General features: G+C 72.7%; 18 protein-coding genes. 7 read left to right on the top strand and 11 right to left on the bottom strand.

Annotated elements, in window-relative coordinates:
- The first annotated feature begins 11 nt into the window (after positions 1 to 11).
- A complete protein-coding gene (locus tag DEI96_RS08390) occupies positions 12 to 1,028 on the top strand; it encodes a transporter substrate-binding domain-containing protein (RefSeq protein WP_111022932.1) in 1,017 nt (338 codons plus the stop codon).
- A 417-nt stretch (positions 1,029 to 1,445) separates the two neighbouring features.
- Here the strand turns inward: DEI96_RS08390 and DEI96_RS08385 are convergent, their stop codons facing one another.
- The 3 genes from DEI96_RS08385 to DEI96_RS08375 are packed head-to-tail and all read right to left on the bottom strand — an operon-like array spanning position 1,446 to position 5,199.
- Complete coding sequence (locus DEI96_RS08385; protein WP_111022933.1) at positions 1,446 to 2,588, bottom strand: LLM class flavin-dependent oxidoreductase; 1,143 nt, start codon at positions 2,586 to 2,588, stop codon at positions 1,446 to 1,448.
- A complete protein-coding gene (locus DEI96_RS08380) occupies positions 2,585 to 3,970 on the bottom strand; it encodes an NtaA/DmoA family FMN-dependent monooxygenase (RefSeq protein ID WP_111022934.1) in 1,386 nt (461 codons plus the stop codon). Before DEI96_RS08380 ends, DEI96_RS08385 begins: the two co-directional genes overlap by 4 nt.
- Complete coding sequence (locus tag DEI96_RS08375) at positions 3,967 to 5,199, bottom strand: LLM class flavin-dependent oxidoreductase (RefSeq protein WP_111022935.1); 1,233 nt, start codon at positions 5,197 to 5,199, stop codon at positions 3,967 to 3,969. Before DEI96_RS08375 ends, DEI96_RS08380 begins: the two co-directional genes overlap by 4 nt.
- A 220-nt stretch (positions 5,200 to 5,419) precedes the next feature.
- Here DEI96_RS08375 and DEI96_RS08370 point away from each other — a divergent pair, with 220 nt between their 5' ends.
- Positions 5,420 to 5,980, top strand: coding sequence for a histidine phosphatase family protein (locus DEI96_RS08370; RefSeq protein ID WP_111022936.1), 561 nt, complete (start codon positions 5,420 to 5,422; stop codon positions 5,978 to 5,980).
- A 69-nt stretch (positions 5,981 to 6,049) separates the two neighbouring features.
- Here the strand turns inward: DEI96_RS08370 and DEI96_RS08365 are convergent, their stop codons facing one another.
- Positions 6,050 to 7,072 carry an SLAC1 family transporter gene (locus DEI96_RS08365; protein WP_111022937.1) on the bottom strand — a complete coding sequence of 341 codons (1,023 nt, stop codon included), beginning with the start codon at positions 7,070 to 7,072 and terminating at the stop codon, positions 6,050 to 6,052.
- Positions 7,073 to 7,156: 84 nt separating this feature from the next.
- Entirely contained in the window at positions 7,157 to 8,002 is an 846-nt protein-coding gene (locus tag DEI96_RS08360) for a DUF1684 domain-containing protein (protein WP_111023015.1), read from the bottom strand.
- A 360-nt stretch (positions 8,003 to 8,362) separates the two neighbouring features.
- Between DEI96_RS08360 and DEI96_RS08355 the strand changes: the two genes are divergently transcribed.
- Entirely contained in the window at positions 8,363 to 9,589 is a 1,227-nt protein-coding gene (locus DEI96_RS08355; RefSeq protein ID WP_111022938.1) for a cobalamin-independent methionine synthase II family protein, read from the top strand.
- A 200-nt stretch (positions 9,590 to 9,789) separates the two neighbouring features.
- Here DEI96_RS08355 and DEI96_RS08350 read toward each other — a convergent pair whose 3' ends face one another.
- On the bottom strand, positions 9,790 to 10,752 hold the full coding sequence (locus DEI96_RS08350) for an SDR family NAD(P)-dependent oxidoreductase (RefSeq protein ID WP_181440499.1): 963 nt from the start codon (positions 10,750 to 10,752) through the stop codon (positions 9,790 to 9,792).
- Between the two features lie 75 nt (positions 10,753 to 10,827).
- Here DEI96_RS08350 and DEI96_RS08345 point away from each other — a divergent pair, with 75 nt between their 5' ends.
- Together DEI96_RS08345 and DEI96_RS08340 are read left to right on the top strand one after the other, a co-directional pair.
- Positions 10,828 to 11,088: a hypothetical protein gene (locus DEI96_RS08345; protein ID WP_071405277.1), complete on the top strand. Its 261-nt coding sequence runs from the start codon at positions 10,828 to 10,830 to the stop codon at positions 11,086 to 11,088.
- 103 nt (positions 11,089 to 11,191) lie between these two features.
- Complete coding sequence (locus DEI96_RS08340) at positions 11,192 to 12,046, top strand: glycoside hydrolase family 16 protein (protein WP_111023016.1); 855 nt, start codon at positions 11,192 to 11,194, stop codon at positions 12,044 to 12,046.
- Between the two features lie 25 nt (positions 12,047 to 12,071).
- Here the strand turns inward: DEI96_RS08340 and DEI96_RS08335 are convergent, their stop codons facing one another.
- Together DEI96_RS08335 and DEI96_RS08330 are read right to left on the bottom strand one after the other, a co-directional pair.
- Entirely contained in the window at positions 12,072 to 12,287 is a 216-nt protein-coding gene (locus tag DEI96_RS08335; RefSeq protein ID WP_138803199.1) for a hypothetical protein, read from the bottom strand.
- A 23-nt stretch (positions 12,288 to 12,310) separates the two neighbouring features.
- Positions 12,311 to 12,649, bottom strand: a complete 339-nt coding sequence (locus DEI96_RS08330; RefSeq protein ID WP_111022940.1) for a DUF3140 domain-containing protein — start codon at positions 12,647 to 12,649, stop codon at positions 12,311 to 12,313.
- Between the two features lie 114 nt (positions 12,650 to 12,763).
- Here DEI96_RS08330 and DEI96_RS08325 point away from each other — a divergent pair, with 114 nt between their 5' ends.
- A complete protein-coding gene (locus DEI96_RS08325) occupies positions 12,764 to 12,910 on the top strand; it encodes a hypothetical protein (protein ID WP_181440500.1) in 147 nt (48 codons plus the stop codon).
- A 64-nt stretch (positions 12,911 to 12,974) separates the two neighbouring features.
- Positions 12,975 to 13,922 carry a methyltransferase family protein gene (locus tag DEI96_RS08320; protein ID WP_111022942.1) on the top strand — a complete coding sequence of 316 codons (948 nt, stop codon included), beginning with the start codon at positions 12,975 to 12,977 and terminating at the stop codon, positions 13,920 to 13,922.
- Here DEI96_RS08320 and DEI96_RS08315 read toward each other — a convergent pair.
- From DEI96_RS08315 to DEI96_RS08305, 3 genes are all read right to left on the bottom strand, one after another.
- Positions 13,903 to 14,319, bottom strand: a complete 417-nt coding sequence (locus DEI96_RS08315) for a VOC family protein (RefSeq protein ID WP_111022943.1) — start codon at positions 14,317 to 14,319, stop codon at positions 13,903 to 13,905. The genes DEI96_RS08320 and DEI96_RS08315 overlap by 20 nt on opposite strands.
- A gap of 269 nt (positions 14,320 to 14,588) precedes the next feature.
- On the bottom strand, positions 14,589 to 15,203 hold the full coding sequence (locus tag DEI96_RS08310; RefSeq protein WP_111022944.1) for a DapH/DapD/GlmU-related protein: 615 nt from the start codon (positions 15,201 to 15,203) through the stop codon (positions 14,589 to 14,591).
- Positions 15,204 to 15,321: 118 nt separating this feature from the next.
- Positions 15,322 to 16,278, bottom strand: coding sequence for an AraC family transcriptional regulator (locus DEI96_RS08305; protein ID WP_181440501.1), 957 nt, complete (start codon positions 16,276 to 16,278; stop codon positions 15,322 to 15,324).
- Positions 16,279 to 16,292 lie beyond the last annotated feature (14 nt).

The raw sequence follows: 16,292 nt of genomic DNA, 5'->3' as shown, positions 1-16,292 counted from the left end.
CAAGGAGAACCATGTCCACGACCACCCCGTCCCGCTGGCGCACCCGCGCCGGTTTCCTCGTCCTCGCAGCCGGCGTCGTCGTCGCCCTCGCCGGGTGCTCGGCGGGCGCTTCCGCCGACACGAGCGGCGCACCCGACGGGTCCGTCACCATCGGCGCCGCCTCGAACGGTGCGGCGAAGGAGACGACCGTCGAGGTCACCGAGGACACGAAGCTGCACGACGCGCTCCCCGCCGCGGTCCGGAAGTCCGGCAAGTTGACGATCGGCGTGGGGGCCCTGCCCGCCGGGTTCCCGCCGCTCGCCTTCACCGGCGACGACCAGAAGACGATCACCGGCTCGGAGCCCGACCTCGGACGGCTCGTCGCCGCGAAGCTCGGGCTGCGCGCGGACGTGCAGAACGCCACGTGGGACAACCTGTTCGTCGGCATCGACAGCGGCAAGTACGACGCCGGCTTCTCGAACGTCACGGTGACCGAGGAGCGCAAGGAGAAGTACGACTTCGCCTCGTACCGGCAGGACAACCTGGCGTTCCAGGTGCTGGCCTCGAGCTCGCTGCGCTTCGACGGCGACCCGTCCGTGCTCGCCGGGAAGACCCTGTCCGTGAGTTCCGGCACCAACCAGGAGAACATCCTGCTCGAGTGGCAGAAGGAGCTCCGGGCGAAGGGCGAGGACTTCACGATCAAGTACTACCCGGACGGCAACGCGATCAAGCTCGCGCTCGACTCGGGCAAGATCGACGCCTACTTCGGCCCGAACCCGACGATCGCCTACCAGAACACGCAGAGCAAGGGCACCGCGAAGGAAACGAAGACCGCGGGCACGTACTCCGGCGCCGGCTCGTCACTGCAGGGGCTCATCGCAGCGACGACGAAGCAGGGCAGCGGCATCGCGAAGCCCGTCGCGGCGGCGATCAACGAGCTGATCGAGGACGGCACCTACGCGAAGTGGCTCGCGGCCTACAACCTGTCGAACGAGGCCGTGAAGACGTCCGAGGTGAACCCCGAGGGTCTGCCGCTCGACAACAGCTGAGGCCGCGCTCGCCCGGTTCGGCGCATCGGTGCCTGGTGCTGATGCGGAGCGACACCGTCGAGGTCGTACGACCTCGGCGGTGTCGCTCGTTGCGTGCGCGGGCTTTCGCGGACGACCAGGAACGACGATGTCGACGTCGCACGACTGCGACGATGTCGCTCGGGACGCACCGTTCGAGCCGCGCGCGCCCCAGGAACGCGGGGCGGGTCCGCGACGCCGCCACGGTGCTGACGGGAGGCCCGTGGCGGCCTGGCACCATGCCTCCAGGCCGTACCGTGCCCGGCTCCGCACCCCGTGCCCGACTCCGCACCCCGTGCCCGGTCCCGCACCGTGCGCTGCGCGGTCCCGCACCGTGCGCTGCGCGCACGAACGACTCCGTCGCTGTCGGACGACAGCGACGGAGTCGTTCCGCGTCGGTCAGCGCGCGGCGGCGGCCGGCTCCCGCACGTCGGCGCGCCGGGCCCACTCCGCGGCGAGCAGCTCGTAGGAGCGCACCCGGGCCTCGTGGTCGTGCGCGATCGTGGTGACGAGCAACTCGTCCGCGCCCGTGACCCGCCGGAGCGTCTCGAGCCGGTCCGCGACGTGCGCCGGGTCGCCGACGAACCTCGTCGCGAGCCGGTCCGCCACCGACGCCTCGGCCTCAGCGGGGAGCCGCAGCTCCCGAGCCTGGCCCGGGGTGGGGTACTCGATCGCCCCGACGCCGGAGCGGATCGAGTGCACCCACTGGGCGTACCCGTTCCCGAGCTCGTCTGCCTCGGCCGCGGTCGGCGCCACGAGCACGTCGGCCGACACGATGACGTGCGGCGCGTCGAGCACGCCCGGGCGGAACGCGTCACGGTAGGCCTGCACCGACGCCAGGACGGCGCCCGGCGACGTGTGGTAGTTCGCCCCGTACGGCAGGCCGAGCGCGCCGGCGATCCGGGCACTCTCGCCGCCGGTGGAGCCGTGGATCCACAGCTCGACGGCGGCACCCGCGGCCGGTGGGGCCTCGATCACCGCACCGTCCCGCGACCACGTGCCCGCGAACAGGCCGCGGATCAGGTCGAGTTCGCCCGCGAACCGGTCGACGTCGCCCGGCACCCGGCCGAGCAGCTCCCCCTGCAGGGCGAACCGGCTGCCCGGCGCGATGCGGAACTCGAACGGCGCGGGGACGAGCAGGCCGTCGATGACCTGGTCGGTCCGCGGGGCGAGCGACGGCGGCTTCGGGGTGCCCGGTGCTGGTGCTCCTGAGCGGCCGAGCCCGAGGTCGATGCGCGGTCCGTACAGCGCGGCGAGCGTGCCGAAGGTCTCGGCGATCTGCAGCCCGCGGACGTTGCCGACCAGGGTCGCGGCGCTGCCGACCCGGATGGTCGAGGTTGCTGCGGCGACCGCACCGATGACGATCGTCGGCGCACTGCCGGCCACACCGGGGTTGAGGTGGTGCTCGGCGAGCCAGTAGCGGGCGTACCCGGCACGTTCCGCGGCGACGGCCAGGTCGACCGTGTTCGCCAGGGCCTGGGCCGAGGTCGACCCGCTGCTCACCGGCACGAGGTCGAGGACGGAGAGCGGGACCCGGCTCATGCGAGCACCCGCTGCCGGTCGAGGACCCGTCCGGGCAGGTCGAGCGTCTGGCGGAGCGTCGCACCCTCGTCGTACGACTGCCGGTACACGCCGCGCTCCTGCAGCAGCGGGACGACCCGGTCGACGAACTCGTCGAGCCCGTACGGGTTGGTGTGCGGCACGACGACGAACCCGTCGGTGGCGCGCTCCTGCACGTACCGGTCGATCTCGGCGGCGATGTGTGCGGGCGTCCCGACGAACCCGCCGCGGGTCGAGACCCGGATGACCAGGTCACGGATCGACAGGTGTTCGGCCGCGGCGAGGTCACGCCACGACTGCACCAGTGCGGGCACGTCGCGGGTGTGACGGACGCGGCCACGGGTGATGTCGGCGCCCTCGAGGTCCGGCTCGATCGCGGGCAACGGCCCGTCGACGTCGTACGACGACAGGTCGCGGTTCCACACCTGCTCGAGGAACGCGATCGCGGTCGCCGGACTGACCTGGGCACGGCGGATCGCCCGGGAACGTTCCTCGGCCTCGTCCGCCGTGTCGCCGAGCACGAACGTCGCGCCGGGCAGGATCAGCAGCTCGTCCTTCGACCGGCCGACCCGTTCGAGTCGCTCGGTCACGTCGCGGTAGAACGCCTGCGCGTCGTCGAACTCGGTGTGCAGCGAGAAGACCACCTCGGCGTGCCCGGCGGCGAGGTCGCGGCCCTCGTCGGAGTCGCCGGCCTGCACGATCACCGGGTGTCGCTGGGGGCTGCGCGGGACCGGGAACGTGCCGGTCACGTCGAACTGCGGGCCGTGGTGGTCGACGTCGTGGATGCGGGAGCGGTCGGCGAAGGCGCCGGTGGCCAGGGCCCCGGCGGCACCCGACCCGTTCGCCACGATCGCGTCCGACTCCCACGAGTCCCAGAGCTCACGCGACAGCTCCACGAACTCCGCGGCCCGCGTGTACCGGTCGGCGTGGTCGAGGAACCCGCCGCGGCGGAAGTTCGCGCCGTGGAACGCGTCCGAGCTCGTCACGACGTTCCACCCGGCACGACCGTCGGTCAGGTGGTCGAGCGTGGCGAGCTGCTTCGCGAGCTCCACAGGCTCGTTGAACGTCGTCTGCAGGGTGCCGACCAGACCGATGTGGTCGGTGACCCCGGCCAGGGCGGCCAGGACCGCGAGGGTGTTCGGGCGCCCGACGACGTCGAGGTCGTGGACCCGGCCCTTCTGCTCGCGCAGCCGCAGCCCCTCGGCCAGGAACAGGAAGTCGAAGCACCCCCGCTCGGCGTTCCGGGCGAAGTGCTCGAACGACGAGAACGCGATCTGGCTCTCAGCGCGGTCGTCGCTCCAGACGGTGGTGTTGTTGACGCCCGGGAAGTGGGCGGCGAGGTGGACCTGACGCTTGGCGCTCATGCTGAGACCCCCGAAGAGACGGAACCGACACCGACACCGGCACCGGTGACGGCAGGACGCGCGTACCGGCTGACCGCCGGCGCGATGCCGAGCCGCGTGCGCAGGTCGGCGGTGGGACGGGACGCCACGTCGGCGCGGAGCCCCGCGGTGACGAGCGCCGGGACGAGCTGCCGCGCGATGGCGGTCGAGTCGATCGGGATGCGCAGCGGCCGGACCCGGACGCCGGCGTACCCGAGTGCCCGCAGGTCCCCGATCCGTGTCACCAGGTCCGGCACCGTCGTCGCGAGGACGGACGTGTCCGCCCCCGAGCCGACGGCGTACGGGGCGCCCGCTGCCGCGTCGAGCGCGGCGAGCTCGTCGGCGGCGGCTGCCGGCGACGACCCGATGAGCACCGCGAGGTCCGCGAGGACCGGACGACGGAGGTCAGACCCGGCCGCCTGCTCGGCGTCACGGACGAGTGCCAGCGCACCCCGATCCTCCAGGCCGTCGAAGCCGGGCGTGACCAGCACGACGTCCGCGGCGTCCACCGCGAACGCCGCCGCGTCGGAGCGGTGCGCGAGCGCGAACACCGGCGGGCGCCCCTGCGGCGACCGCGGCACGATCGACGCGCCGTGCACCGAGACGAACGAACCGGAGAACGCCGCTTCGTGGATGCGGTCGCGGTCGATGAAACGGCCGGTCGTGACGTCGCGGATGATCGCGTCGTCGTCCCAGCTGTCCCAGAGGCGGGAGACGACCTCGGCGGCCTCGCGGGCCTCGTCGAACAGCGTGGCCGCGTCGTCGCCGCCGGGGCGGCGGCCGAACAGCGCGGCCTCGCGGGTCGTCGGGCTCACCTGGATCCGCCACCCGGCTCGCCCGAGCGAGACGTGGTCGAGGGTCTGGAGGCCCGTGGCGACGTGGAACGGTTCGGTGTGCGTGACCGAGACGGTCGGCACCAGACCGATCGCGCGGGTCGCAGGGGCGACCGCGCTCGCGACCAGGAGGGCGTCGAGGCGGCCGACGACGGTCGACGTGTCGAGGTCGCCGTCGGGGTCGGTGTGGCCGGCGGTGAACGAGTCCTCGAGGGTGACGGCGTCGACACCGAGCCGGTCCTGCTCGACGACGACCTCCCGCCAGTGCCGGAGGCTCGTGAGGCGCTGCGCTGCCGGGCCGGCGGCGCGCCAGGCGGCGGGGTGCCAGCCGGCGCCCTGCAGCGCGGTGACGAGGGTGATGCGGTCGGGCACGGTCATGGGGCGACGCTAGGACGGTTCGGCCGGGCGGCGAAGCGGTGTTGCGGAACGTGACCGACGGTGTCGCCGTGTGACGCGCGGCGGGGGGGCGTCGCGGGCGGCGGGGCGTCGCTCGGTGCGAGGTTGTCCACTCCGTGCGTCGGAGTAGACCGGGCACGGAGTGGGCAACCTCGCACCAGACGGGGCCGGGGCGCGCCTCGCACCGTGCGAGGATCGCCGGATGGTCTCGTCGTTCCTGACCCACGCTGAAGTGGTGGTCGACCCCGCGGTCCCGATCGAGTCGTGGGGGCTGTCGCCCGAGGGACGCGTCCGGGCCGCCGCCGCACACCGGCTCGCGTGGACACCGGGCTCCCGGCGGATCGTCTCGAGCACCGAGCGCAAGGCCGTCGAGACCGCCGACCTGCTCGCCGGTGCCGTCGGGCTGTCGGTCGAGCACGACCCGCTGCTGGGCGAGATCGACCGGAGCGCGACCGGCTACCTGCCACCGTCCGAGTTCGAGGCCGTCGTCGACGCGTTCTTCGCCGAACCCGAGCAGTCGGTCCGCGGCTGGGAGCGGGCGATCGACGCCCAGGAGCGCATCGTTGCGGCCGCCCGCCGGCACTGCGCCACCGGCGACGTCACGATCGTGTCGCACGGTGCGGTCGGCGCGCTGCTCCTGGCCCACCTGCGCGGCGTCCCGATCACGCGCGCCCTCGACCAGCCCGGCATGGGCAGCGTGTTCCACTTCGACGCGCCCGCCTGGCGGGCGACCAGCGGCTGGAGACGCGTCCCCGCGACCTGACGGGAGGCGCGGGGCGCGGCCGCCACGGGCCTCCCGTCCGCCGCCTGCGCGGCCCGACCGCCGCGCTCGTCAGACCACGCGGGTCGCGCCCGTCACGGGGCCGGGGGCGGCGTCCTCGTCGTCGGCGTCGTGCAGGGTCCGCTCGGCCTGCCCGAGCAGGTGGTGCACGGCGAGGCCGATCGAGCGGGCACCGACGACCGCGACGAGCACGCTCAGCAGCGCCAGCAACGCGGTGGTGGGGATCCAGGCGGACGGCAGCGCGAGTGCCCGGAACCACTCCACCGCGGCGGTGGCGACCGCGGCTGCCGGGAACACGAACGACCAGAACCCGAGCGAGAACGGCAGGCGGACGTACCGCGGCAGCAGGGCCAGCTGCACGAGGACCATCAGGACGCCGAGGCCCGCGATGGCCTGCACGGGCAGGGTGACCGCTCCGTCGGTGAGGGCGAACACCGACAGGGTGGCGACCGCCGGCGGCGCGACCAGGATCGCCATCGTCGGCACGAGCGGCCCCGGCAGCGCCGGCCGGAACGCCAGCCGGATGAGCAGCAGGCCGGTCATGACGCCCCAGAAGAACACGCCGACGCCGAGGGCCGGCCAGGACAGCCAGCCGACGCCGACCTCGTGCGTGGCCACCGAGGCGACCAGGGCCGCGGCGACGGTCGGCAGCAGGTAGCCGCCGTGCACGGACTCCAGGGCGAGCCTGCCCTCGAACCAGGTGCTCAGCAGCCAGGCGGCGAACCCGGCCGCGGTGGCCACGGCGGCGAGCACGACGACCTGCCCGGCGACGGGGGCGAACCGCGCGAGGTCGACGCCGAGCAGCATCGCGGTCGCGGGCACGAGCGCGGCGATCGGCCCCTGCGCCGGGTGGCGGAGCTGGTCGACGAGCCGTTCGCTGACGCGTGCGCCCCGGACGGCGTGTGCACCGAGCAGCCACACCCACGCGACGGCCGCGATCGCCCAGAACACCTGCGGCACCACGGCGGGCAGGTGCAGCACGGGGGCGGCGTACGACCACGTCTCGGCGAAGCCGGCGAGGCCGAACGGGACGGCGAGGGTGTTGAGCGGGATGCGGGAGGTGGGTCGTGGCATGGCTCCCCCATTCTCGTGGACGGGTCGGCTGCGCCGGTGCGCGCCCGGGGCCGTGCATGCCCGCGGGCCGTGTGTGCTCCGCGGTCAGGCTGCGGGGAGTTGCTCGCCCGCCTCGATCGCCACGTCGAGCCGGTTCTCGGCGGGCGGCAGCGGGCAGGTCGCGTGCGGGGTGTACGCGCACGGCAGGTTCGTCGCCCGGTTGAAGTCGATGCGGGTGGCACCGTCGGCATCCGGTGCGGCGATGTCGAGACTCCGGTTCGCCGCGTACGTCGTGACCCCGCTCGTGCGGTCGGTGAACAGCACGTGCAGGCCGCCGGCGTGCCCGTTGAACGCCAGGAGCGACCGTGGCCCGTCGAGGTCGAACGTCAGGACGCCGCGGGCCTCGTACACGTGCAGCAGGCCGTCGACGACGCTGCCGACGGTGACCTCACGCGGGGTGTCGAACGGCTCGAAGTGCGCGTCCACGACGAAGCGCTCAGCAGGGGCGTACGCCGGGGTGCCCTGGTACTCGACGCGAGTCGGGTTCGACGGGTGCCGCGGGCGCAGCAGGTCACTGCCGCCGCGCCGGGCGATCTCGATCACCACGGTCTCGTCGCCGTCGTGCCACACCACGTTCGTGCTCGAGCGCTCCGGCAGCGGGCCGAACCGGTGCGTCCCGGTGACCGGCTGTCCGTCGACCTCGATCGTCTCGTCGTCGGCCAGTGCGACCACCGGGCCGTCCTCGTCCGTCGACCAGCTGCCCGGGGCGTCCTCGAACCGTTCCGGCGTGGCGGTGAGCCAGCGGATGCTCGTGATCGCGAGGAACCCGTGTTCGCTCGCCCGGGCCTGCTCGTGGTCGTCGTGCCAGGCGGTCCACGCTCCGGCGAAGGTCGGTGCGGCCGGGGGCGTCGGGGTCGTCGTGGTGTCGCTCGTCGGGGTCGTCGTGCTCATGGTTCGACCGTACGACGCGTGGCCCGGTGGCGCGACGATCGTGTCGCCGTGCGTCGGCGGCGCGGCGGGCCGGGGCGCGCGCGGGGCGGGCGGTCCGGGCCGATGCGGAACGACACCGTCGACGTCGTACGACATCGACCCTGTCGTTCGCACGCGCCTGCAACCGTCCGCGCGCGCAACGAGCGACGGAGTCGGTGTCGTACGACATCGCCCCTGTCGTTCGGCGTCCGCACGCAGCCACAGTCGCGGAACGTAACGGGCCCGATCCCTCGTGGCAGAGTGGCACTGCAGCGCACCGCGAAGCCTCGCGCGCGGCCCCCGACTCCCGACAGTCCGCACCCATCGAGAGGAAGGCAGCGCATGCCCTTCGAGAACACCGACCGCATCCAGGCCACCACCGCCGGATCGCTCCCCCGCACCCCCGAGCTCATCGCCGCGAACGCCGCACGGCCCGTGGCCGCCGACGGCTTCACGCTCGAGACCACCGACGAGGTCCGTGCCCTGACGAGCGCGGCCGTCGACGACGTCGTCGCACGGCAGACCGCGCTGGGCATCACGCAGCCCGGTGACGGCGAGTTCGGCAAGGCGATGTCGAACAGCGTCGACTACGGCGCGTGGTGGGGCTACTCGTTCCAGCGTGTCAGCGGCCTGAGCCTGACCGACGAGAACATCTTCTCGCAGCAGCCGGTCCGGTCCACCCCGGGGAACGTCCGGCTCACGAGCTTCCCGGACCGCCGCGACTGGACGATCTTCCACGACGCCTACACCGACCCCGAGTCGGGCATCGGCACCGGCAAGAACGCCACCGCGTTCCCGACCACGACCGGTCCGATCACCTACACCGGCCACGAGGCCGCACGCACCGACGCCGCCAACCTCAAGCACGCCGTCGAAGCGGCCGGTGCCGAGAACGGCTTCATCACGGCGCTCTCCCCCGGCTCCGCGGCCCGGGTCGCGAACGAGTACTACGCCACCGACGAAGAGCACATCTGGGCCTGGGCCGACGCGCTGCGCGAGGAGTACCGGATCATCCTCGACGCGGGCCTCGTGCTGCAGATCGACGACCCCTCGATCGCCGAGAACTGGGACCAGATCAACCCAGAGCCGAGCCTCGAGGACTACCGCGCCTTCACCCGCATCCGCGTCGAGGCGCTCAACCACGCGCTCGAGGGCCTCGACACCAGCCGCGTGCGCTTCCACCTGTGCTGGGGCTCCTGGCACGGCCCGCACACGACCGACATCGAACTCCGCCACATCGTCGACCTGATGCTCGAGATCGACGCCGGCGCGTACTCGTTCGAGGCCGCGAACGCCCGCCACGAGCACGAGTGGACCGTCTGGCAGGACGTCACCCTGCCCGAGGGCAAGGTCATCGTCCCGGGCGTCGTCGGCCACGCCACGAACGTCGTCGAGCACCCCGACCTCGTCGCGCAGCGCATCGAGCGGTTCGCCTCGGTCGTCGGGCGTGAGCGCGTCATCGCCGGCACGGACTGCGGCCTCGGCGGTCGCGTGCACCCGCAGATCGCCGCGGCGAAGCTCGAGGCCCTCGGCGAGGGTGCCCGGCGCGCGAGCGCGAGGCTCTTCTAGCCGCCCGTTCCTTCCCAGAACGACTGCGATACCTGGCGAGATCGGGCGTACCTGCCAAGAAGAACACGGCAGGTACGCCCGATTTCGCCAGGTACGCCCGGTTCGGGCAGGTACGCCCGGCTGTGGACGCACGCACGCACGGACGGACGGGAGGCCCGGTGCCAGCTGGCACCGGGCCTCCCGTCCGTCCGCGGGTGCGTCTACCGACGCGAGCGGCCGAGCACGACCGCCGCGCCGGCAGCGGCGACGCCGAGCCAGACGAGGGGGCGCGTGACGCGCCGTCGCTTCGCCACCCAGCCGCCGTCCGTCGCGTTCGCGGCGTCGGCGGGGGCGTAGAGGTTCCCGTCGGTCGGGGCGCCCTTGCCACGGAGCGCGAACGTCTCCACCATCGGCTTCGTGATCTTGTGGAACAGGCCCGGGAACACGTACTGCAGCGGCACGAGCGATGCCTGGATGCGTCCGACGAAGCGGTAGCGCTTGGGGTGCGTGGCGGCCTGCACGACGGCACGTCCGGCTCGCTCGACCGAGACGGTGGGCGGCAGCGGGTGCGAGGTCTTGCCGGTGTAGTTGGCGCCGTTCTGGTAGATCGGGGTGTCGATCGTGGACGGCAGCAGGGCGGTGAACTTGATGCCGGTGCCCGCGAACTCGTCACCGAGGACGTCGACCAGGCCGAGCGCCGCGTGCTTGCTCGTCACGTACGCCGACTGGTACGGCGCCGAGAGCAGCGACTGGATCGAGCCGACGAGCACGTAGGTGCCCTTCCCGCGCTGCTTCCAGTGCGGCAGCAGGTGCGTGATGGCGTTGAGGTGCCCGTACAGGTTCGTGTCGACGACGCGCTTGAACGCCTCGGTGGGGGTCTGCTCGAACAGGCCGTAGACGAACAGGGCCGCGTTGCCGACGAACACGTCGATGCGACCGAAGCGGGTCGTCACGGTGGCGATGAGGTCCTTGACCTGGTGCTCGTCGGCGACGTCGGTCGGGATCGCGATCGCCTCGGCGCCGAGCTTCCGGCACTCGGCTGCTGCGGCCTCGAGCGAGTCGTGCCCGCGTGCGGCGAGCACGAGCGTGGCGCCCTGCCGGGCGAACTCGTGTGCGGCGGCCCTCCCGATGCCGCTCGATGCTCCGGTGATGACGACGATCTTCCCGCGGTACCGATGTCCCATGTGTCCTTGGTACCCGGCCGTGGTCCGTTCCCGCACAGCCGGGTCGTACCCCTGCACGCGGTGCGAAGATGGAGCATGCGCAAGGACGACCTGACCGTCGACGAAGCCGCGGTCATCGCCGAGCACGCCCGCGCCGGTGTCCTCGACGTCGACGACCCCGAGGTGCGGAAGGTCGTCGAGCAGGCGAACCGGGTGCTGGTCCGTGCACAGATGTGGGGCGAGGAGCGGAGCCCGAAGCTGCGGCGGCGCCGACGGCTCATCGCGGTCGGCGCCCTCGTGATGGTGCTCGTCTGGGTCGCGGGCCTGCTCGTGCCGCTCGCGATGCGCTTCGGCTGACGGGTGCGTCCCGCGGACGAAGCGGGATCCGGGCCTGTTCAGGTGCGGCCGGATGGTGCATGATCCGACGACCACACCACCATCGCGCTGCAGGGAGCACGACATGGACCAGCACATCGATCGACGGCGCTTCATGGCGCTCGGACTCGCCGGCGCCGCGACGACCGCCCTCGGCGCGACGGCGATCCCGGATGGCTCGGCACAGGCCGAGACCGGAGCTGCGGCGCCGACCGCTGCGCCCGTGCTGCTCGCCGCCGACGAGTTCGACGGCCCGACCGGCAGCGCGCCGAACCCCGGGATCTGGCGGTACGACCTGGGTGCTGGCGGCTGGGGCAACGCCGAGCTGCAGACCTACACGGACTCGCGGCGGAACGCGGCGCTCGACGGTGCCGGCAACCTCGTGATCACCGCACACCGCGAGGCCGACGGCTCGTACTCATCGGCCCGGCTGAAGTCCGAGAGCACCTACACCGCGCAGTACGGCCGCATCGAGGCGCGGATCCGCATCCCCCGCGGCCAGGGCATCTGGCCGGCGTTCTGGATGCTCGGCGCGGACATCGGGCAGGTCGGCTGGCCGGCGTGCGGGGAGATCGACGTCATGGAGAACGTCGGGTACGAGCCGGGAATCGTGCACGGCACGGTGCACGGGCCCGGGTACTCCGGCGCGCAGGGCATCTCGGCTGCGTACACGAACCCGTCCGGAGCAGCGTTCGCCGACGACTTCCACGTGTACGGGGTCGACTGGCGCCCCGGCTCGATCACCTGGACGGTCGACGGCGTCGCGTACCGGACGGTCACCCGGGCCGACGTCGGCTCGGCCCCGTGGGTGTTCGACAAGCCGTTCTTCGTGATCCTCAACGTGGCGGTCGGCGGGAACTGGCCGGGTTCGCCCGACGCCTCGACACGGTTCCCGCAGCAGATGACCGTCGACTGGCTGCGGGTCCACCAGAACGGTTAGCCGCGATCGCCGAGGCAGAAGCGCGTCAGGGACGGCGGTTCGCCCGGGCGACGAGCCACAGGTAGGTGCTGTGCCCGACCAGGGCGAGTCCGAAGAACACCGCGGCGACCGCGTAGACCCGGTCGAGCTTGCCCTGCCCGATCACGAGCATCACGACGCAGAACGCGACGGCGATCGCGAGGACACCGACCTGCACGGTCGACCAGATCCGTCGGAAGCGCGGCATGCCCGTCTCGTTCACGCCCCCCATTCTGCCCGATGCCGTCAGTGCTTCTCCGGGTCGTGGCCCCAGTTCATGAGCGAGTACCGCCAGGGGGTGTCGTGCACGTCGCCGTCGGGCCGCTGCTCCGAGTGCCGGGCGACGTAGCCGACGACCTTCCGCATGTGCGCCAGGTCGTCGTCGGTGCGGTCGGCCTTGTGCGTCTCGAGGATGCGGATGATGTGCCGGCCGCTCTCGTGCCCGGTCGACTCGCCACCGCCCGAGGGCTTCTGCCCGACGGACTTCGACTCGTCGGTGTCGAGCCACTTCCGCAACTCGGTGGCGGTCATGTTCACCGCGTCGTCGAAGTCGGCTCGGGTCTGCTCGTCGTCGTGCTCGCTCATGCGGTCGAGCAAACCCGGCGGTGCTGGACGACTGCGCAGGGCGGGGCGGGTCAGATGGGAATGGAACGGCCCCGCCCGGTGTCGAACACTCCACCGACCACGAAGGAGCCCACCATGAGCCTCGACCTCCAGAAGAGCACCGGCGCCGGAACCGTCACCGACGAGCGCGCCTGCCTGCCGAAGCCCGTCCTGCCCAGCCTGCACGACGAGCGCACCCCGTCCTTCGGTCGCTGGCTCGGACAGATCAACCACACCAGCTGACCCCCCAGCGGGAGCGAGGGCGCCCCCGGCCCGGCCCCTCGCCGCGCACTGCTACCGTGCACCCATGTCCTGGGGCCGGCGGTACTACGCGCTGCAAGCCGTCGGCGGAGCAGCCTGGTGGATCGCCGTCGCGACGCTGCCGTGGGTCCGCACGGCGACGCTCGGCTCACTCGACCCGGTGCTCGTCGCCGTGTTCGACGTCCCGCTGTTCGTCGTCGGCTCGGCGCTCGCCGCCGCCGGTGTCCGGGCCGCCGCGGTGGTCACGACGGTGTGGACCGTCCTGGTGCTGGTCGCGCTGAGCGTCTGGGCAACCGTGACCGGCGAGGCCGGCTGGGGCGTGCTCGTCATGCTCGCCGCCACGATCGGCTCGGCCCTCGCCCTCGCCCTGGTGCTGCTCGGACGCATCCCGACGGAGTGGGTGACGAGCGGTCCGCTGCGGATCCGCACCGCCGACGCCAGCGCCCCGCGCTCCCGGCACGTCACCGCGACCGTGCTGCAGATCGTCGTCTTCTGGGGCCTGTTCCTCGGGGTGTTCCCCCTGCTCATCGCGTTCGCCGAGCACCGCTGGGGCCTCCACCCGCAGCTGCCGGCACCCTTCGTCACTGCCCTCACCGTCGTCGGTGTGGTCGTGCTCCTGCTGGCCAGCGCGCTCGGCATCGCGTCGGCAGCGGCGATGTCGACGAAGGGCGAGGGCACGCCGCTGCCCTCGGCCACCGCGAACCGCCTGGTGGTCGCCGGGCCGTACCGGTCGGTGCGGAACCCGATGGCACTGGCCGGCATCACGCAGGGCGTCGCCGTCGGGCTGCTGCTGTCGTCGTGGCTGGTCGTCGTCTACGCGGTGGCCGGTTCTGTGGTCTGGAACTGCGTCGTCCGTCCGCTCGAGGAATCCGACCTGGAGGAACGGTTCGGCGACGACTTCCGCCGCTACGCCGAGCAGGTCCGGTGCTGGGTGCCGCGGTGGCCGGTGCCGGCACGCGTGGGTTCGGTGCCGCTCAGCTCGTCGCGCCGCTGATGTTGACGAGCCACGACACCCCGTGGCGGTCGGTCAGCATGCCGAAGGTGTCACCCCACGGCGCGGTGGTGAGTGGTTCGATGATCGTCGCGCCCTGCGCGAGGCCGTTCCACCAGCGCGTCAGCAGCTCGTGGTCGTCACCGCTGAGCGACAGCGAGATGCTGCTCTCGGCCGGCGTCGGCATGCCGGACGGTGCGTCCGAGGCCATCAGGAGCAGGCCCTCGTCGCCGTCGAGCTGGCCGTGCATCACCTTGTCGGCGTCGGCGGGGTCCTGGCTCATGCCGGCTTCACCGAACGTGCCGATGGTGAGCGTGCCGCCGAAGACCGAGTGGTAGAACTCGAGCGCTTCGCGGGCGCCGCTCCGGAACCCGAGGTAGGGGTTGAGGCGAACGGTCATGACGGTCTCCCTCGTCCTGCGCGGGCGCCGTCGCCCGCGTCGTGATCATGCTGGCAGAGTGCGCGTCCCCGCGGAAGGAGACGCCGTCGTCTTCGTTCGGCGCCGCCAGGTCGTCGAGACGCCTCCACTTTCGGCGGCGTCTCGACGGCGGGGCGGCGTCGCAGCGGGACGCCGGCGTCTTCGAAGCGGCACCGACGCCGGACGGGAGGCGCGTGGCGGCGCCGCCACGGGCCTCCCGGCCGTCACGCGGCGGGGTCCACCACCGGCCGTCACACGGCGGGGTCCACCACCGGCGGTCGCGCGGACGGGGCGAGCTCACGGATGCGCTTTGCGGGGACGCCGGCGTAGACGCCGTGCGCCGCCAGGCGGCCGACGACCACGGCGCCGGCGGCGACCACGACGTCGTGCTCGATGTGGGCGCCGGGCAGGATCGTGGCGCGGCCGCCGATCCAGACGTGCTCCTCGACGACCACCGGGCGGCCGGTCGCGACGTCGCTCCACCGGCCCTGGGCGTCGATCTCGTGGTGGCTCGTCATGATGAGCACCTGCATCCCGATCGCGGTGTTCGCCCCGATGGTCACGGGGGCGACGGCCTCGACGGTCACGTTCCGGTTGCAGAAGACACCCCGGCCGATCGTGAGGTGCTTCGGGTCACCCGTCAGCGAGAACCCGGTCCCCACACCGGACTCGGCGCGTGCCCCGGCGGCACGGAGCAGCAGCCGCCGGACGATCCGGGGCAGCAGCGGGGATCCGAGCAGCGCGGTGAAGACGAAGTGTTCTCGGGCGTAGGAGGCGTCCTCGACGAGCCGACGGCCGAACGTCGACGGATCGGTCGTCGGCGGGACGGCCGTGGTCGGGACGGGTGGTGCTGCTGAGCCGGCCATGGGGTCTCCAGTCGTCGTGGCTGCGTGTCCGTGCAGCGCAAACGTAGGGCGACGATCGTCGGCGATCGGCCGGACGGCGGGCGGTTGCGGGATTCTTGCGGGCCCGCGCGGCTGCTCGCTAGGCGCGGGCGCCGTCGCGCGCGGTGGACGCCGTCTGCCGTGGCAGCTCGCCGAACTCCTCGCGGTAGCTCCCCGCGAACCGGCCGAGGTGCGCGAACCCGGTGGCCCGGGCGATCTCGGCGATGCTCCGGCCGTCGCCCGACTCGAGCTGTTCGCGCGCGAGCAGCAGCCGGATGCGACGCAGGTACATGGTCGGGGTGATGCCGTGGTGCCGCTGGAACGCCGCCTGCACGCCGCGCACGCTCAGGCCGGCGGCCTCGGCGACGTCGTCGACGGTGATCTGCTCGGTGGCGTGCTCGAGCAGGAAGGTCTCGGCGCGGGCGAAGCGGGCGGTGGAGGCCATGACCGGCTCGTGCTGCCCGACCGGCCAGTGCGGGATCGCGGTGAGCAGACCGCCGGCGGCGAAGCGCGCGAGCTCCCGCTCGCGTTCGATCGGGACGGCGTCCGGTCCGGCCAGGACCTCTTGTGCGATGGACCGCACCATGAGCCACCAGGCAGCGAGCGGGGCGCCCTCGGGGACGTGCCGCGGACGGAACTCGATGGGCCCCGGGGCCCAGTCGCCGCGCTCGGCCGCGACCTGTTCGACGATCGAGCGGTCGATCCGCAGGACGTCCTTGTTGCAGGCGATCCAGCGGAAGCGCTGTGGCCCCTGGCGGAAGAGCGTCGGCCGGCCGATCTTCACGGTGTTCTCGTCGAGCTGCGCGACGCCGGACTTCATCCAGAAGATCATCATCGCGTCGCCGGGCTCGATCGTGCCGCTCAGGACCCCGGTGCAGCGGGTCGACTCGAGCGACAGCAGTGCCGTGCCGCGGACGCGCTCCTCGAACACGAACTCGGCGTCCGTCGGTTCGACCGACAGTCCGTGGGTGATGTGCGTCCGAGCCATCGCCTCGGCCGCGACCGACGGCTCGGCGGTCTGGATCTCCCGCAGCAGGCGGTGCATGGTCTCGGGCACGTGATGATCCTGAC

Source organism: Curtobacterium sp. MCLR17_031, assembly GCF_003234775.2.
Lineage (GTDB): Bacteria > Actinomycetota > Actinomycetes > Actinomycetales > Microbacteriaceae > Curtobacterium > Curtobacterium flaccumfaciens.
Note: the sequence above shows the minus strand (reverse complement) of the source record. Positions and strands in the feature narration are given on the sequence as shown.

Bases quoted from the DNA above. Each gene is read 5' to 3' on its own strand.
- DEI96_RS08390 (WP_111022932.1), top strand. From the start codon at position 12: ATGTCCACGACCACCCCGTCCCGCTGGCGCACCCGCGCCGGTTTCCTC.
- DEI96_RS08385 (WP_111022933.1), bottom strand. From the start codon at position 2,588: ATGAGCCGGGTCCCGCTCTCCGTCCTCGACCTCGTGCCGGTGAGCAGC.
- DEI96_RS08380 (WP_111022934.1), bottom strand. From the start codon at position 3,970: ATGAGCGCCAAGCGTCAGGTCCACCTCGCCGCCCACTTCCCGGGCGTC.
- DEI96_RS08375 (WP_111022935.1), bottom strand. From the start codon at position 5,199: ATGACCGTGCCCGACCGCATCACCCTCGTCACCGCGCTGCAGGGCGCC.
- DEI96_RS08370 (WP_111022936.1), top strand. From the start codon at position 5,420: ATGGTCTCGTCGTTCCTGACCCACGCTGAAGTGGTGGTCGACCCCGCG.
- DEI96_RS08365 (WP_111022937.1), bottom strand. From the start codon at position 7,072: ATGCCACGACCCACCTCCCGCATCCCGCTCAACACCCTCGCCGTCCCG.
- DEI96_RS08360 (WP_111023015.1), bottom strand. From the start codon at position 8,002: ATGAGCACGACGACCCCGACGAGCGACACCACGACGACCCCGACGCCC.
- DEI96_RS08355 (WP_111022938.1), top strand. From the start codon at position 8,363: ATGCCCTTCGAGAACACCGACCGCATCCAGGCCACCACCGCCGGATCG.
- DEI96_RS08350 (WP_181440499.1), bottom strand. From the start codon at position 10,752: ATGGGACATCGGTACCGCGGGAAGATCGTCGTCATCACCGGAGCATCG.
- DEI96_RS08345 (WP_071405277.1), top strand. From the start codon at position 10,828: ATGCGCAAGGACGACCTGACCGTCGACGAAGCCGCGGTCATCGCCGAG.
- DEI96_RS08340 (WP_111023016.1), top strand. From the start codon at position 11,192: ATGGACCAGCACATCGATCGACGGCGCTTCATGGCGCTCGGACTCGCC.
- DEI96_RS08330 (WP_111022940.1), bottom strand. From the start codon at position 12,649: ATGAGCGAGCACGACGACGAGCAGACCCGAGCCGACTTCGACGACGCG.
- DEI96_RS08325 (WP_181440500.1), top strand. From the start codon at position 12,764: ATGAGCCTCGACCTCCAGAAGAGCACCGGCGCCGGAACCGTCACCGAC.
- DEI96_RS08320 (WP_111022942.1), top strand. From the start codon at position 12,975: ATGTCCTGGGGCCGGCGGTACTACGCGCTGCAAGCCGTCGGCGGAGCA.
- DEI96_RS08315 (WP_111022943.1), bottom strand. From the start codon at position 14,319: ATGACCGTTCGCCTCAACCCCTACCTCGGGTTCCGGAGCGGCGCCCGC.
- DEI96_RS08310 (WP_111022944.1), bottom strand. From the start codon at position 15,203: ATGGCCGGCTCAGCAGCACCACCCGTCCCGACCACGGCCGTCCCGCCG.